Below are 17,507 nucleotides of genomic sequence, written 5' to 3' on the forward strand. Positions count from 1 at the left end.
AATGCGAAAAAAAACCATTTTTGCCGGACTGATTGTTTTATCCGCTTTCTCACTTTCATTTTCCCAATCGAAACATTGGCAGAACAATGAAAGAGAACTGCATTATAAAGAGGATAAAGGCGATTTTTTATTGGTAAATGGAAAATATCGCTTCAACCGGGCTTTGTACGGAAACAATCTCGCATCAAGAGTGGAAGCCGGAGATCTACCGGAGTTTGCGCTCTATCTTCCTGGAATGGGCGGAAATCTTCAGTTCGTCATTCAAAAAGGAAATTCCATTAAAAAATTAATTCAGGCTGAAAAAATTGAAACGCGGTATCGTCCCGGATCAATGCTTTACAATATCAAAGATCCGATTCTTGGATTTGGAAGTTTAAAACTTACTGTTTTAGCACAATCTAAAGAAGAAGGATTGGTTTTAAAAATGGAAACGGACAATGTAGATCCTTCAACGAAAATTTATGCAGTTTACGGAGGAGCAAGCGGAACAACTTTCAGCAGAAACGGCGATATTGGTGCCGATCCGGAATCCGGATTCTACTTATTGCCTGAATATTGTTTGAATAATCAGTTTCAGATTAATAAAAATCAGTTTCAGTTAAATTATTTAAATAAGAAAAAAGAAACTCAAACTGTTACCGGAAATTTTTCAAACACCGGTTCTTTGCAAGTAACGGATGCTGAAACGCTGGAAAAACTTTCAGATTTCTCTCAAAACAAGGCAGATAAATCACCTATCATTTACGCTGCTTATTCTGCACAGAAAAATCCTTTTTATATTCAAATTAAAAAAGGAAAATCAGACAAAAACTTTTCAGACGAAGAGTTAAAAAATATCTTTAATGAAGCTGAACAATCCAGGTTAAATTTAACCAGCAGAGTTCAGTTAAAAACTCCCGATTCCGATTTAAATAGTTTCGGAGCTACTTTAGCCGTTGCCGCAGACGGAATTTGGGAAAGTCCGACCTATCTTCACGGAGCCGTTGCCTGGAGAATGCGCTTAAATGCTTGGCGTGGTGGTTATGTAGCAGACGCTCTCAATTGGCACGAACGAGCGAAAGAACATTTTGAAAGCTATGCCAATTCGCAGGTTTTAAAACCTGATTTCGCACCTGTCGAAATGGATACTTTGCTGCATTTGGCGAGACATGCGGAAAAAATGGGAAACTCTGTGTTTTCAAGTGGATATATCTCCAGAAATCCGAATAACAATACAAAACCACATCACTACGATATGAATCTGGTGTTTTTTGATCAAATGTTTACGCATTTCAATTACACCGGAGATATAGAATTTTTAAAGAAAATGTGGCCGACGATGGTTCGCCACATGGACTGGGAAAAAAGAAATTTTAAAAGAGGCGATCTTTACGACGCTTATGCTGCAATTTGGGCGAGCGACGCACTGCAATATTCAGGGGGAAAAGTTACCCACACTTCTGCTTATAACTACAGAGCCAATCTCGAAATGGCAAAACTGGCGAAAATCATTGGCGAAAATCCTCAACCTTATGAAAAAGAAGCTGAAAGTATTTTAAATGCCATGAAAACCCAGCTTTGGCTTAAAAAAAACGGTCATTTTGCTGAATATAAAGATTCTTTGGGCAACCAAATTCTTCACGACAAGCCTGGAATCTGGTCGATTTATCATGTTTCGGATGCTTATATTTTGAATGAATTTGAAGATTATCAAAATTTACAATACATCAATAATCACATTCCAAAAATCCCGGTGAAGGTGAAAGGTGAAACGGATAAAAACTATTACACGCTTTCCACAACTAACTGGCAGCCTTACGATTGGTCGATCAACAACGTAGCTTTGGCGGAAAACTTACAGACTGCTTTGGCCTATTGGCAAGCGGGAAGAAATGAAGATGCTTTCCAACTTTGGAAAGGAAATCTGGCGGAAAGCATGTATTACGGCATCAGTCCGGGGAATTTTGAACAGTTGTCACATTATGATGCTTTTCGTGGTGAATTGTACCGAGATTTTGCCGACCCGATCGGAGTGGCGGCACGAACTTTAACGGAAGGGCTTTTCGGAGTGTATCCTAAATTATTAGAAAATAAAATTCTACTAAAACCGGGCTTTCCAAAAGACTGGAATTTTGCAGAATTAAAACTTCCGGATTGGGAATTTAAATTTAACCAAAATTCAAAAAAAGCGGAATATTTTTTCAAATCAAATTATTCAAAACCGGTTGCTTTGGAAATGCAGATTCCGGTAAATCATACTCAAATACAATCGGTAAAAGTAAATGGTAAAAAAGTGGATTGGAAGATTAAGCCCAACTCTATTTTACAGCCTTTCGCACAGTTTGAAACACCGGCTGGAAAGGACTTTAAGGTTGAAATCAATTATTCCGGAGAAGAATTAAAAATTGAAAAAACAGATTATACAAGTTATATTTCTGAAAATCTTCAATTAAATTTCGGTTTAAAAAAGAAAATTAAACAGGTTTTTGATCCTCAAGAATTAATTAAAAATTCTCCTTCTATGGAGGGATGGCCGAAGGTCGGGGCGGTTAATAACCAGTTTGAATTAATTAAAGAAGAAAGAAAAGGAACTTTTTTCGTTCAGCTTGAACAAAACGGAACAACCTGGTGGCAACCTGTGAATGTTGATATTCAATATCCTTTGGAAGCAAAATGGGTGAATAAAAAACTGGAGATTCAATCAAAATCAGAAAATTCTATTAATGGAAAACTGAATATCAAGGGTTTACATAAGACTTTTTCAACTCAGAAAAATCAAAATACATCAATTGAAATTCCTGAAATTTTTTTAACGAAAGGAACCAATTCTCTTGAGCTTGAATATAATGGAATTAAGCAAAATATTGAAATTACAGACTGGGAAATTGACAATAAAGGCGACTTCAATCCAATTTCACTGGCTTCAAAATACAATGAAAAAGTAACCGGAATTTTCAACCAAAAATATCTTTCTCCAAGATTGAATGTCCCTACTCTACAGCTTCCGTGGCAGGGAATCGGGAATTGGTGTTATCCGTTAATCACAGCTCAAATCGACGACAGCGGATTGATGAATAAAAGAAAAAACGATAAGGTGGATTTTCTTGGAATTCCTTTTTTAATTAATAATGAAGATAAAAATATCGTCTTTACGAGCCAATGGGATAATTTCCCGAAATCGGTGGAAATCCCTGTTTCAGGAAAAGGTAAAAAAATTTATTTTCTGATGGCTGGTTCTACCAATCCTATGCAGTCGCAGATCATTAACGGGAAAATTACGATTCAATATGTTGATGGATCGACAACGGAATTAGAACTGAAAAACCCGATCAACTGGTGGCCGATCGAGCAGGATTTATTTGATGATAATTATGCTTTTGAAATTCCGTATGATAAAATTCCGTACAGGGTAAAATTGAAAACGGGAGAAGTTTACAAAGGTGGAAGTTTGACCCAATATTCAGGCATAAAAGGATTCACCGACCGTGCTGTAGAAGGTGGCGCTGCAACGATTCTGGATTTGCCGATTAATCCAAATAAAGAATTAAAAACAATACAACTAACAGCAGTGAGCAACGATGTTGTTATCGGGATGATGAGTGCCACTGTTTTGAAATAAAATGAAATTTTATGGTGTAGACTTCGACAAGCTCAGTCTGACAGCGCGAAAAAAGACATTTAGTATTAGGATTGTCAGGCTGAGCCTGTCGAAGCCTCAGTGATAAATTTAAAGAGTAAATAGAATTAAAAGATCAATAGAGGCGGGCTTTAGCCCGTCTGCAAATAATGAAAATCATCAGGGCTTTAGCCAAAACTTATTGAAGTTTAACATGTCTGATTCAATAAAATAAATTTAAAAATGAAGAAATTAGTCATATACCTGAGTCTTTTTTGCATTGGATTTTCTTCTCTCAATGCACAGAAAATCGATCGTAAAAGGGTGGTTCAGCGACATAATATTGTCAATAACAAAATTGATACTTTATCGTCTTTGACGGTTGGAAACGGAAAATTCGCTTACACAGTCGATATCACCGGAATGCAGTCGTTTCCTGAATATTATAAAAACGGAGTGTCTCTCGGAACACAATCAGAATGGGGCTGGAACAGTTTTCCAAATACTAAAAATTATACATTTGATGAAACGCTGAAACCTTACGATTTCAATAATGATGGCCGAAAAGCGTTGTACAGTGTACAAATCAAAGAACCGGAGCGCAACAAAAAAGCTGTTGAGTATTTCCGTGTGAACCAACATCGTCTGCAATTGGGAAATATCGGGATCGAACTGTATAAAAAAGACGGTCAGAAAGCAAAAATTTCAGATTTACAAAATATTAATCAGAAATTTGATTTGTGGACGGGGATTATCACCAGTGAGTTTACTTTAGAGGGAATTCCTGTAAAAGTCTGGACCGCTTCTTTTCAAAATTCCGACAAAATCGGAGTTAAAATTGAATCAGATTTAATTGCTCAAAACAAATTAAAAGTTTTCGCCCACTACCCTTCTCCTACCGGACAATTTTTGGACGATGCCGCTTTTTATGGCAATGAAAATGATCATTCCACAAAAATTATTTCATCAAGTTCATCCCATGGATTAATTGAGCATAAATTACAAACTGCTGATTATTTTACTCAATTATATTTCACCGAAGGAAAATTACGTGAAGCCGGAAAGCATTATTTCGTCTATGAACCTTCTTCTAAAGCTAAAACCATCGAATTGAGCGTTGAATTTTCAGCTAAAAATCAAAAAACTACAAAAAGTTTATTTGCTGATGCTGAAAAAGAAAGCACTTCAGGATGGAAATCTTTCTGGGAAAGCGGTGCAGCCGTAGATTTTGAAGGCAGCACAGATCCAAGAGCCAACGAACTGGAGCGCAGAGTTGTTTTGTCGGAATATTTAACCAAAGTACAATGTGGCGGAAGCAATCCTCCCCAGGAAACGGGCTTAACCTTCAACAGCTGGTACGGAAAACCGCACACAGAAATGCATTGGTGGCACGGCGTTCATTACGCTTTATGGGGAAGACCTGAGATTTTAGAAAAACAATTGGATTATTATTTCAGATCATTTGAAAAAGCCAAAAAATTAGCAGAAAGACAAGGTTACAAAGGCGTTCGATGGATCAAAATGTCTGATAATGAAGGTAATGAAAGTCCGTCTTCCGTAGCTGCATTTTTGATTTGGGAACAACCGCATTTGATTTACATGACTGAACTTTTATATCGAAATAACAAGGATAAAAAAGTATTGGAAAAATATAAAGATCTGGTTTTTGCAACGGCCGAATTTATGGCAGATTTTGCAACATATGACAAAGAGAAAAACCGCTATAATCTAGGAAAAGGTGTGATTCCTGCACAGGAAGTTTTCCCGGCAAAAGACACCTACAACCCGACTTATGAAGTGGCGTATTGGGATTGGGCGCTGAAAGTTGCTCAACAGTGGAAGGAAAGATTAGGCCAGCCAAGAGATAAAAAATGGGATGATGTCATCTCAAAATTGGCTCCGCTTCCGGTTCAGGATGGTGTTTATTTATCAACAGAATCGGCAAAAGATTCGTTTACATTTCCGAAATGGATGACCGATCACCCTTCAGTTTTAGGAGCATTGGGAATGGTTCCCGAATCACCAAAATTGGATAAAAAAATCATGAAAAACACGCTTGATATCGTTTGGGAAAGATGGAACTGGGAACACACCTGGGGTTGGGATTTCCCGATGACGGCGATGACAGCAGCACGATTGGGACTTCCGAATAAAGCTTTGGATGCACTTTTCATGAAAATTCAAACCAATACTTATCTGAAAAACGGACACAATTATCAGGACGGAAGATTGAGAATTTATCTTCCCGGAAACGGCGGAGTTCTGACAACCGTTGCCATGATGCTCGAAGGCTGGGACAATTCTCAGGGACAATTTCCCGGTTTCCCGAAAGACGGCTCATGGAAAATAAAAGCAGAAGGTTTCAAAAAAATGCCTTAAAAATACACATTCATACTTAGTTTGAGGTCTGTCGGAAACGGCAGGCCTTTTTTGTGATGGGTTTTCCATATATCAAACCTTCAAGGTTTTTGAAACCTTCAAGGTTTATTAGGCTTAAGTAAAAAAATCAATGTATTTTAAGTTTAAATCCGACAATAATAAAATAATACAAGTAGATCGATATAAAATTTCCAACTTATCTGCAATCATTGGTTAATTTTTTATAAATTAGTTTCTTTAAAACCGTTTTAATCTCTCCTACCTGAAAGTCATGGCAGAAACATTTGAAATCAATATCAATGAACACTCCAGAGTGCCTAAATATAAACAGATTGTAGATTCTATTCTGAATGGAATTGATGGTGGAGAAATTCAGATCGGAGAAAAAATCCCTTCCATCAACGAGCTCAGCGAATCCTGTTTTCTCTCCAGAGACACCGTGGAAAAAGCTTACAAAGAGCTTAGAAAAAGACAAATCATCGAATCTGTAAAAGGAAAAGGATATTATATTTCGCGTGTCAATAAAAATGATATCATTAATATTTTCTTCCTGATCAACAAGCCAAGTACGTACAAGATGATGATTTACAATTACTTCGTCAATGCAATCGGTACCAAAGGCAATGTGGAGATGTATATTTATCATTGTGACGAAACCCTTTTCATTAATTCTTTAAAAAAGAACCTCGGAGGGTTTGATTATTATGTGATCATGCCCCATTTCCGTGATGAACAGTCGAAACACACCAGTTCTACAAGGGAAGTTTTAGATATGATCGAAAAAATCCCGAAGAACAAATTACTGATGCTTGACAATACCAAACCTAACATTTCAGGGGAATACGGTTCTATTTATCAGGATTTTGAACATGATATTTACAATGCATTGAAGGAAGGTTTGGATAAAATCAAAAAATACGAAAAGATCATTTTGGTGTATCCCGACAGATCGATTCACCCCTATCCTTTCCGTATTGTGCGGGGCTTTGAGAAATTTTGTAAAGATTTTAAACTCGATTATGAAATTTTGGATGAGATATACCCTGACATGGAACTTCAAAAAGACATTTTCATTACCATTCGTGAGCGTGATCTGGTGAATCTGGTGAAACAAATCCGACAGAATAATATGAAATTGGGAGAAGATATCGGAATTATTTCCTACAACGAGACACCTTTGAAGGAATTGCTGGGAATCACCGTAATTACTACTGATTTTAAAGCAATGGGAGAATCTGCAGCTTATATGATTTTAAAAAATAAAAAGGAATCGGTGAATAATGTTTTTAAATTTATTCAGAGGGATTCTCTTTAAAATTTTAATTTTTTAAACGCAAAGATTTAATTTTAAAACAAACAATTTAAGTGAGCAAAGAATGCGACAAAGTCGCTGAAGAAGCCACTTAACACTCTTTGCTCACTTAAAAATATTCAGAAATAATATATAAAACTTTGTGTTAAAAAATTTTAGTTCTGCATATAAAAGTGCAATCGATTACACAATTATATTTAATTAAGAAAAATATTATAAAATTTAATTATGATTAAAAAATTAATTTTTGCCCTGAGTTTTTTGATGGCAGTGACTATTTCAGCACAAAAAACAAATGATAAAGATGCAGTGACCGCAGCGGCTGAAAAACTAAGATTAGCCATGATAAGCGGTGAAAAACCGGCATTGGAATCACTGATCTTACCGGAGCTTACTTACGGACACTCAGGTGGTCACATCGATGATGCAGCGGAGTTTGTAGAAAAATTAGTCAGTAAAAAATCTGATTTTGTAACCATTGATATTACAAATCAAACCATCAGTATCACTGGGAATACAGCGATTGTTCGTCATCATTTCTATGCAACGACTGCTGATGCAGGAAAAGCTCCTGGGGATGTGACTTTGGATATTTTATTGGTTTGGGTTAAAGTAAAAAAAGACTGGAAATTGTTGGCAAGACAAGCCGTAAAATCTGAGAAGAAAAAGTAATTGGATTAAATTATGATAAACAAAATTCGCAGAGTTTCTTTGCGAATTTTTTGTTGTAAAGATATTTAATTTTCAACCATTAAGATTTTTATTAAGAAGTTTAGAGTAGATGAGCTTTGCTTTAAGAAGAATGCTTATAAAAATTATTTGATTTCTCTTAATTAAACTTAACAATTTAAATATTCTTAATGTTTTTAAAATACTCCGTTGAAATCATTTTTATTTTTGACGCAAAGATTTATTATTTATCCTGAATATTTTTGAGTGAGCAAAAATTGAAATCAATACATTGATTCTTATGAAGGTAGCTTCTTCAGCGACTTTGTCGCATTCTTTGCCCACTTAAAATGGAGAGTTTTTTAAATTAAATCTTTGCGTTAAATTTTTTTTTTAAGTTTAAAGTTTGGGCTAAAGCCAATCGAGATGCTGCAATGAAAAAAACGGGCTAAAGCCCGTTCCTATTGATAAAATCATTATGTAATCTTTTTTTATTAAAGTTTGGCAACTTCCATCCTCCCTCCTCCATCTTCCAGCCCAAAAACTACTTCACTCTAAAATTCTGCAAATCCCCCGGTTTTTCACAGCAAACCTGCTCCATTACCTGTCTGAACTGCATTTTCAGCATTTCAATAATGTGATCGCCGCCTTTATCCCCTAAAGCTCCGACAGCATACATAAACGTTCTTCCCATAAAGGTAAATTCAGCGCCACAGCTTAATGCGCGGGCAACATCCGGACCGGTTCTCACGCCACTGTCCATCATTATTTTGATTTGATTTTTATATTTTTCGCTGATTTCTTTTACAACCGCAATAGTAGATTCTCCCGCATCGAGCTGTCTTCCGCCATGGTTGGAGATGATCATTCCATCAAAACCTAAACGTACGGCTTCTTCGGCATCTTCATCGGAAGCGACGCCTTTAATGACCAATTTTCCTTTCCATTTATCGCGGATTGCTTTGATTCTGTCTGGATTCAACCTACCTGAAAAAGTGGAGTTCATGAACTGTCCCAATTGCTTCACGTTCATGTTTTTATCCATATATTTTTCCATGGTTTTAAAGCTTGGAATACCATGTTTCAACATTTCCATACACCATTGAGGTTTTACCAATGCCTGGGAAACGTTTCTGAAATTCAATTGAGGAGGCATAGCCAACCCGTTTCGGATTTCTTTTGCTCTGTATCCGAAAGTCGGAACATCTGCCAAAATACACAAAACATCGTAGCCAGAAGCTTCACAACGATCGAGAATATCGTCTCGCAACCACTCTTCTCTTGGATGATACAATTGATACCAGGCTTTTCCTTCCGTTAATTCGGCAATTCTTTCGATACTGCTCGTCGTTACCGTACTTAAAATAAAGGGAATATTATGTTTAAAAGCAGCTTTTGCCAAAATTTCGGGAGCATTCGGCCACATTAATCCTTGTAAGCCAACAGGAGAAATTCCGAATGGTGCAGAATATTTTACTCCGAATAACTCGGTTTCCATATTCGCTTCCGCAAAATTATTATTCAGATAACGCGGACGAAGCAGAACATCTCTTAATTCGTCTGTATTCCGGTCTCTGTTGATGTTTTCATTACAACCGCCATCCAGATATTCGAAGGCGAAACGGGGCATTCTTTTTTTAGCTCTTTCAATCAGAAGTTCAAGCGATGCATAGCGGGTATCAAACGGAAATGCCATGATTTATAAATTAAGAATTAAAGGTTGAAGCACTTTCATCTGATAATGCTGTTGTAAAAAAGTTTCATCTATTTTTTTGTTGGAAATCACCATCGAAGCTCCCAACGCAGAACCTAGCGGAGAATGTGTAGACATCACGTTGTAATGCTGAAAATGGTGAGACATCAGCTTCATAAAAACATCATTGTCTGTAAATCCGCCGTCGATGTAAATGTTTTCAATTTCTGAATTTCCGATCGCATTTTTAATGGTATGAATCTGCAGATCCATCAATTCTATCATTAATTGATGATACGCTTCTTCAAAGGTCTGGAATGAGTTTAAATCTGTTTCACTGATCATTTTTCGTTTTAAAGCAATACCTTCAAAACGGAAATAAACCGCTTTATTTTTCATTAAACGAAGATACAAATCCTGATCAAACTGCACTTCCCTGTGGAAACCATATTCTTTTCCGTAATAATCACACAGTTTTTCTACCTGAATTTTGTATTCATTTCCCATGAAAAAACGCGATGCTTTCACACGTTTACCGTCGATTCGCATATAATTCAGGCAATTGTTTTCAATGTCTTCATCCGTCAGACTTTCATCATTAAATGGATTTAAAGAAATACTCCATGTTCCTGTCGACAGCAATAAGAACGGTTCTTTTTTACTTAAAATATAAGGTAACAACGCTGAAGAGCTGTCATGAATTCCAACGCCGATTTTTATTTTTTTGTTTCTGTATGAAGTGTTGATACTTGCAGAAGTCGGTACAATCGGTCCCAATAAGGCATCGATTCCCTCTTCGTAAACCCAGTCATGATAATCTGCTTTGTCATAATCCCACAAATTGGTGTGGCAGCCTATCGAAGTGAATTCCGACACACAAATTCCGGTAAATAAATACGACAAATACTGAGGCAAATGCAGGCTGTACCTGATTTTTTTGAAGGTTTCCGGATGCTTGTATTTTAACCAGAATAATTGCAACCCTGAATTGAGCATTCCTGATTGTGGTGATGCTGTTTCGCGTGCAATTTTCAGTTTGTCTCCATGCTTTTCGTAAAATAAATCAAGAATTTCCTCATCCATCGGTTTGGTGTAATTGTACAAAGGTGTCAGAACATTTCCTTTCTGATCCAGATGTACAAAACTCGCTCCATACGTGGAAAAATTGATTGCTTTTACTTCATATTTTTCATTATCAAGAATGGCATTGAAGTTATCTTTGATCCAGTTTTGCAGTGCGGCCAGATCTTCCGTCGGATAACCATCTTCATCGGTAGTGAGCGGCAATTCTGTATATTCCCGGACAACTTCTTTATAATTTTTATCAAATAAAAAGAATTTTTTATTGGTCTTTCCAATATCAAATACTATGGTTACCTTCTTTTTGGACATTCTTGTGATGAATTTATTTTTATAGTTTAAACACAAATGGCACTAATATTTTTCCACTAATAACACAATACCATTCGTGAAATTTGTGTAAAAATTAGTGTTTATTTGTGTTTTATAATTTAAATATTTTTTTCGAACCATTAAGGAGTGTTCAGATATTAAGATTCATGAAGAAAAAATCCACTAATTTCTCAAGCAATGATGCTTAAACCCCAATAATCCAAACACTTTCAACCTTAATGATAAAAAAATAAGGATACATATAATTAAAAACTTTCGATTGCACTTGAAAGTTTAAATTATCAATTTTAAAACAGGATTATAATCCCGTTGCTTTCACATTTAAGCCTCTTTCGGAAATTAAATTTTCTCTTACTTTAAGGTTTCTGTAAGCTGAAATCGGGTCTAGCGCTGCCCCTGTCTGCAATCTTGCCGCTCTCAATAACGGACGAACGTCTGTTCTGTAGGCATTCTGCAAAATCTCCTGTGCACGAACGACATCGTTATTCAGCTGTGCATCTTTTAATGCTTTCTGATTTACCAAAAGTGCCTGTGCATAAGCAATTAAGATCGCTTCCAAAGACTGAATCAAATCTTCCAAAGGATCTTTGATATTGTGACTTGCATCGATCATCCAGGCCGGATAAGGATTTTGAGGATTGTTTTCCATACCGTATACCAATTCATTGAAAATCAAGAACAAAGCATAAGGTTTGATAGAACCCACCGTTAAATCATCATCTCCATATTTGCTGTCGTTGAAGTGGAAACCACCCAATTTCCCTTTATACATCAGGGTTGCAACGATCTGCTCGATATTCGTATTCGGTAAATGGTGACCCAAGTCTACCAGCGTGTAAGCTCTTTCTCCACAAGCATTGGCCAGCATAAAAGACGTTCCCCAATCCTGAATGGTGGTTGAATAGAAATTAGGTTCGTACGGTTTATATTCGATGAATAATCTCCAGTCTTCCGGCATTCCTGCGTAGATTTCTTTTAAGCTTTTTTCAGTATTTGATAAGGCCGTTTGGAAGTTTAATTGTCCCGGAAAACTTGCGCCATCTGCCAACCAAACGGTTAAGCTTTTGGAACCTAATTCTTTCCCGATTCTGATCACTTCTTTGTTGTGCTCCACTGCATAAGCTCTTGAATCTTCATTAACACTGTTCAAAGAACCGAATTTATAAGATTGCTCCGCTCCCGGCTGATCCTGAAACGTGTTGGAATTCATCGCATCAAAAATAAGCCCGTGAGAAGCTGCTTTTTCTTTAATTGCCGCCACATCACTCGGAATATCCCATGGAATATGCAAAGATACCGCTCCCGCAGAGTGCGTTAAGGCGTGAATTAACCCAACATCATCTAATTTCTGTTCCAAAGAAGAAGGTTCGCCGCCGTAAGAAAATCTTCCGAAACGTGTTCCTCCAGCTCCTAAAGCCCAACTCGGAATAGCTACCTGAAAATCGGCAATTTTGTTGACGATTTCCGTAACATTGGCGCCGGTTTTTGTTAATTTATTTTGTAGAAAATCAAAATCTAAATTAAAATTTTCAACTTCATTTTTATTGTACTGTTCTATAATATCTTTTCCTATAATCATGATTTGATTTTTAAATTTAAATTGAGACCTGCCTGTAGACAAGCCCCAATTTAATAAATTAAATATTTTTTAAACCTAATCATAAAATTTTAATGATTAGTCTTTAGATTAATGTTAGTTTCTAACGCAATGTCCGCAAGGATTTTTTTTAATACGGATATTTTTACGTTCGCAAAGGCGTTTCACTCAGCCAATGATACTAACTTTAATAAAAGTAGAATTTAAATTTTATCTTGGGAATGCATTCGCCATTCCACCATCTACATTGATGATGTTTCCTGTACTTTTATCTAAAATTGCGATGCAGGCAAAAACTCCGTTGGCAATGTCTTCAGGAAGGATAATTTCGTTTAATAAATTTCTTTTTGCGTAGAATGCAGGCAATTCTTCAACAGAAATTCCGTTGGCTTTTGCACGACCTTCCGCCCAAGAACCTTCCCATATTTTGCTGCCTACGATAACTCCGTCCGGATTTACAACATTCACACGGATCTTATCAGCTGCCAATTCTGCTGCCAATAATCTTGTCATGTGCTGTTGAGCCGCTTTTGCAGTTCCGTACGCTACATTATTTGGTCCCGCAACTAAACCATTTTTACTTGCAATATTGACGATATCTCCGCCTAAACCTTGTTTTTTAATGATTTCCACTCCATTTTTCACCATCAGGAACTGACCTTTAACCAAAACATCTTCCAGTAAATCCCAATCTTTTGTTGTGGTGTCTTCCAACGATTTAGAAATTGCCAAACCAGCTGAGTGAACGATGATATCCACCCCACCGAAAGCTAAAACAGTTTCTTTGAAAGCGTTTGCAATCGCCTCTTCATTGGTCACATCACAAGTCACGGCTACCGCCTGATCTTTATTGTATTTTGCCGTAACAGCTTCTACCGCTTCCTGATTTAAGTCTGTGAAAACGACTACCGCCCCTTCCTGAACCATTTTGTCAGCAATTGCCTGTCCGATTCCGCCTCCGGCTCCGGTTACTACAGCGATTTTTCTTGACAATGGCTTTTCTTTCGGCATTCTTTGAAGCTTAGCCTCTTCCAGCAACCAATATTCGATGTCGAAAGCTTCCTGTCTTGGTAATGAAGTGTACTCAGAAATAGCTTCTGCTCCACGCATTACGTTGATTGCATTTACGTAAAACTCACTTGCAACACGCGTCGTCTGCTTATCTTTTGAGAAACTGAACATTCCCACTCCCGGATAAATGATGATCACCGGATTCGGATCACGCATTGCAGGGCTGTTCGGATGTTTGCACGTTTCGTAATATTCTTTGTATTGTTGTCTGTACTGCTCGAAAAGAGGAGTTAATTTCTCTAAAATGGCTTTAGAATCGCTTAAATCTTCATTTTTATCTAAAGTCAAAACTAAAGGCTGAATTTTCGTACGTAAGAAGTGATCCGGGCAAGAAGTTCCCAGTGGCGCCAACCGCTCCAGATCGTTGCTGTTGATGTATTCCAAAACAGTGTCGCTGTCTGTAAAATGACCTACCATTCTGCTTTCGGATGAAGCTAAACCACGCAATAAAGGCATGATTTGAGCTGCTTTATTCTTACGTTCATCGGCAGGAAGAGATTCTACTTTCTGACCACCGAAAACCTGTCCGTTTTCTTCGATTTTTTTAGCAATATATTCAGAAGCCATTTCGATAACTTCCAAACTGTTGATGTAGCATTCGTACGAAGTGTCACCCCAAGTGAACAATCCGTGGCTGCCTAAAACAATCCCTCTGATGCCTGGATTATCGTTTAAACACTTTTCCAATTGCAGTCCTAAATCGAATCCCGGACGTTGCCATGGAACCCAACCCATTGTATCTCCCCAGATTTCTTTGGTGATTTTTTCGCTGTCTTTCGCTGCTGCAACCGCAATTAAAGCATCCGGATGAAGGTGATCAATATGTTTGAATGGAAGTAAACCATGCAGAGGTGTGTCGATAGAAGGTGCTTTGCTATCCAAATCAAAAATACAGTGATTGAATAGGCCTACCATTCTGTCTTCATCTGCTAAACCCTGGTAAATATTTTTTAAGTTTCGTAATCTTTCTGTGTACAATCCGGCAATACCTTTTCTGGTAAGAGTTCCGATGTCGCCACCTGAACCTTTTACCCACATTACTTCAACCTCTTCGTTGGTCAAAGGGTCTTTTTCAATGGTTTTGCAGCTGGTATTTCCTCCTCCATAATTTGTGATTCTTAAATCTGCTCCCAGAATGTTTGAACGGTACAAAAATAAAGCAACCTGATCGTCTCCTAAAGCTGCAGCTTTATTTTCGTCCCATAAATAGTCTACGTATTTGAATGTTTTTACTTTTTCCATTGTTTGTCTTATATTTCTAAATTGTATCCCAAAATTAGACTGTAATATTTGTTACAGCATCCCGTACTATACTGGTAAATACTGTATTTAAAGATAAATTAACTTTTAATTTTTTTTCATTTTAATTCATCTTTTGATTTTTTATAACAATCTCATTAATGGATATGCATGGTTAATATTTTATGATTGTGTGGTTTTTATTTTAAATTATTAAGAAAGATTTAGAAGACTCATATTATATTGAGTCGTATTTTTTATTTAACCACAAAAGTTACAAAAGATAATAAGTGTTATTTAAGTTCATAGATAAACTGTAAATAAGAACACATAAGCTTTTAAAAATCTTTGATTTTTGCTCTTTCTAAGGCTTTTATTAAACTTTAATAGTTCAATAATCTTTTGTTTCTTTTGTGGTTAATTTTTTAAATATTTAATTCTTAATGTTAATACTATTCAAGCGGTTATTCATTAATACCCTGGAAGCTGAGTCAGATTCGGATTATCAACTAATGGATGACCTGCAGAAGCTGCTGCGAATGGAAGCAATTCTGTTTTGTTTGGTACAAATCCATAGAAAAGCCCATCTCCACCGCCTTCGATCCAGTTTGGATATGTTCCTCCGTTTTCAGCAGAACCCGTTGGTTTTGTATAAATGATATTTCCGATCTGCAATGCATTAAATCCGCTTGTGAAACCTACCGCTTTTCTTGCATTTCCGTTAAAAGTACTTGTATAGGCCTCAAACATCCTGGTAGGATACCACTTGTCACCAGCTACAACAGTTTGTCCGTGTGCAGTAACTATACTTGCCAAAGCTGTCTGATAAGCAGCATAATTTGCAGCCGATGTAGGAACATTTTGAACGATTGCAATCTCTGCAGGATTCGTTATCTCTATATATTTAAGTGCTAAAAACGGATCTCCGTATACCTGTGCATTTTTCTCAAATTTATACAGACGCAAAGCAGGTGTGTTTGCGTATGCTCCGCTTTTGTTTGATAAATTTTTCATTGCCTGTCTTGTTGCATCGATTTCACTTGCCAAACGGTTCATTCTGATCAAATCCGTACGAAGATTAAATTCTCCCGCAAACTCCCATTTACGCTCCTGAACAATAGCAGATTCAAAAGCCTGCTGACCAGTCGGAGCCGGTATATTTCCGATTCCTGCACGGTTTCTTACCTGCATAAGAGCAGCAGTACCTGCAGCAGTAGGACCTCCGTTTAAGTAGTTTTGAGTTTCTGCATACATTAATAAAACATCTGCATATCTTAAAATAGGGATATTCAAGTTACGTGCATCTGCCGCCTGAGGCGCCACACACCATCCCATTCTGAATTTTCCTGACATGATACAAGAGAACGTAGTTCCTACATTTACCCAAGTATCCGTAGCTGCACCGCCATTTAAGAAATAAATACTGTAAGAAGTACAAGAAACATCCCTACGGGTATCTCCCGGATTGAAAGATAAATAATAACTAGGCAGTATAAACTGTAGTGCTTTACGCGAACCGTAAGTTCCTCCGCGGGAACCCTCCATTGCATAAACTCCAAAAGCTGAGTTGGTATTGGCTCCGTATTCAGCGATATGCCATAGCATTTCCGGATTTGTTACGGCAAATTTTCTTTGATCAAAATTGAACCACAACGCCTCGAAGCCGCTTTTACCACCCTGAGCCTGTACTAAACTTGCAGTACCGCCATTGATAACCGCTGCACAAGCATTATCTGCAATTTGATACAATTGCTGAACTCTTGCATTATCACTTCTTCTGGACATTGTCCCAGCCGATCCTGTATTAAGATCCCATCTTAAAGAATACCCTGCTGCATACAAGGCGATTCTTGCTAACAGACCATTACCTGCTGCTTTTGTCAAACGTTCTGTCGTTGTTCCGGTAGCCGGTAAATCATTTACCGATTCCTGCATGTCTGCAATCACACGATCGTAGATTACATCACGGGAAGTACGTTTTGGATATAAAGTATTTGGGTCGTTAGGATCTGCATCTTCCAAAGGAATCCAAACTGCAGGAACGTCTCCGTATACCCTGATTAAATTGTGATAGCAAAATGCACGGATAGCTTTTACCTCTGCAAGCAAAGAATTACGCTTTGCACTTGGCTCCATCAAACTTAATCTTGTGATGGCAATATTCGTTTTCTCTATACCGGCATACATCGCAGCATAAATTCCTGTAACAGTATTCGGTGTATAAGCATCATATTGATAGTTACAGATATTATACTTAGAATTATTAGTAGATCCATCTTCAGAAGAATGAGTTACCGTATCTCCAGCTCCCAGCTGATAATACATTTCTGTAGGAACCAACCCTCTGTAACAGCCCTGAACAAACAAATCTGCAGTATCTAAGCTTTCAAAAACCGTATTGGTATCTGTAATATTATAGGCAGGCTGATCCAAAAAATCTGAACTACAAGAATTGATGAATAATCCGGCAATTACAAAAGAAGGAATTACCACCAATTTTTTAATAAGTATTGATTTATTATTAATTATATTTTTCATG

9 protein-coding genes are annotated in these 17,507 nt (G+C 37.1%); 4 read left to right on the top strand and 5 right to left on the bottom strand.

What is annotated here, in order from left to right; translation table 11 throughout:
- The first annotated feature begins 1 nt into the window (after nt 1).
- From BMX24_RS07925 to BMX24_RS07940, 4 genes are all read left to right on the top strand, one after another.
- Nucleotides 2-3,598 (top strand): DUF4450 domain-containing protein, encoded by a 3,597-nt coding sequence (locus tag BMX24_RS07925; protein ID WP_089791493.1) that lies wholly within the window; start codon nt 2-4, stop codon nt 3,596-3,598.
- A 240-nt stretch (nt 3,599-3,838) separates the two neighbouring features.
- Nucleotides 3,839-5,974: a hypothetical protein gene (locus BMX24_RS07930; protein WP_089791494.1), complete on the top strand. Its 2,136-nt coding sequence runs from the start codon at nt 3,839-3,841 to the stop codon at nt 5,972-5,974.
- A 271-nt stretch (nt 5,975-6,245) separates the two neighbouring features.
- Nucleotides 6,246-7,289: a GntR family transcriptional regulator gene (locus BMX24_RS07935; RefSeq protein ID WP_089791495.1), complete on the top strand. Its 1,044-nt coding sequence runs from the start codon at nt 6,246-6,248 to the stop codon at nt 7,287-7,289.
- Nucleotides 7,290-7,514: 225 nt separating this feature from the next.
- Complete coding sequence (locus tag BMX24_RS07940; protein ID WP_089791496.1) at nt 7,515-7,958, top strand: nuclear transport factor 2 family protein; 444 nt, start codon at nt 7,515-7,517, stop codon at nt 7,956-7,958.
- A 541-nt stretch (nt 7,959-8,499) separates the two neighbouring features.
- Here BMX24_RS07940 and BMX24_RS07945 read toward each other — a convergent pair.
- From BMX24_RS07945 to BMX24_RS07965, 5 genes are all read right to left on the bottom strand, one after another.
- A complete protein-coding gene (locus BMX24_RS07945) occupies nt 8,500-9,651 on the bottom strand; it encodes an alpha-hydroxy acid oxidase (RefSeq protein ID WP_089791497.1) in 1,152 nt (383 codons plus the stop codon).
- A gap of 3 nt (nt 9,652-9,654) precedes the next feature.
- Nucleotides 9,655-11,040, bottom strand: a complete 1,386-nt coding sequence (locus BMX24_RS07950; RefSeq protein ID WP_089791498.1) for an FGGY-family carbohydrate kinase — start codon at nt 11,038-11,040, stop codon at nt 9,655-9,657.
- Between the two features lie 319 nt (nt 11,041-11,359).
- A complete protein-coding gene (locus tag BMX24_RS07955; RefSeq protein ID WP_089791499.1) occupies nt 11,360-12,640 on the bottom strand; it encodes a sugar isomerase in 1,281 nt (426 codons plus the stop codon).
- Nucleotides 12,641-12,868: 228 nt separating this feature from the next.
- Entirely contained in the window at nt 12,869-14,971 is a 2,103-nt protein-coding gene (locus tag BMX24_RS07960) for a bifunctional aldolase/short-chain dehydrogenase (protein ID WP_089791500.1), read from the bottom strand.
- 468 nt (nt 14,972-15,439) lie between these two features.
- Nucleotides 15,440-17,506: a RagB/SusD family nutrient uptake outer membrane protein gene (locus BMX24_RS07965; protein WP_089791501.1), complete on the bottom strand. Its 2,067-nt coding sequence runs from the start codon at nt 17,504-17,506 to the stop codon at nt 15,440-15,442.
- Between the last annotated feature and the right edge of the window lies 1 nt (nt 17,507).

This window comes from Chryseobacterium wanjuense (assembly GCF_900111495.1).
GTDB classification, from domain to species: Bacteria; Bacteroidota; Bacteroidia; order Flavobacteriales; family Weeksellaceae; genus Chryseobacterium; species Chryseobacterium wanjuense.

Coding starts and splice junctions, on each gene's coding strand:
- BMX24_RS07925 (WP_089791493.1), top strand. CDS start 2: ATGCGAAAAAAAACCATTTTTGCCGGACTGATTGTTTTATCCGCTTTC.
- BMX24_RS07930 (WP_089791494.1), top strand. CDS start 3,839: ATGAAGAAATTAGTCATATACCTGAGTCTTTTTTGCATTGGATTTTCT.
- BMX24_RS07935 (WP_089791495.1), top strand. CDS start 6,246: ATGGCAGAAACATTTGAAATCAATATCAATGAACACTCCAGAGTGCCT.
- BMX24_RS07940 (WP_089791496.1), top strand. CDS start 7,515: ATGATTAAAAAATTAATTTTTGCCCTGAGTTTTTTGATGGCAGTGACT.
- BMX24_RS07945 (WP_089791497.1), bottom strand. CDS start 9,651: ATGGCATTTCCGTTTGATACCCGCTATGCATCGCTTGAACTTCTGATT.
- BMX24_RS07950 (WP_089791498.1), bottom strand. CDS start 11,040: ATGTCCAAAAAGAAGGTAACCATAGTATTTGATATTGGAAAGACCAAT.
- BMX24_RS07955 (WP_089791499.1), bottom strand. CDS start 12,640: ATGATTATAGGAAAAGATATTATAGAACAGTACAATAAAAATGAAGTT.
- BMX24_RS07960 (WP_089791500.1), bottom strand. CDS start 14,971: ATGGAAAAAGTAAAAACATTCAAATACGTAGACTATTTATGGGACGAA.
- BMX24_RS07965 (WP_089791501.1), bottom strand. CDS start 17,506: ATGAAAAATATAATTAATAATAAATCAATACTTATTAAAAAATTGGTG.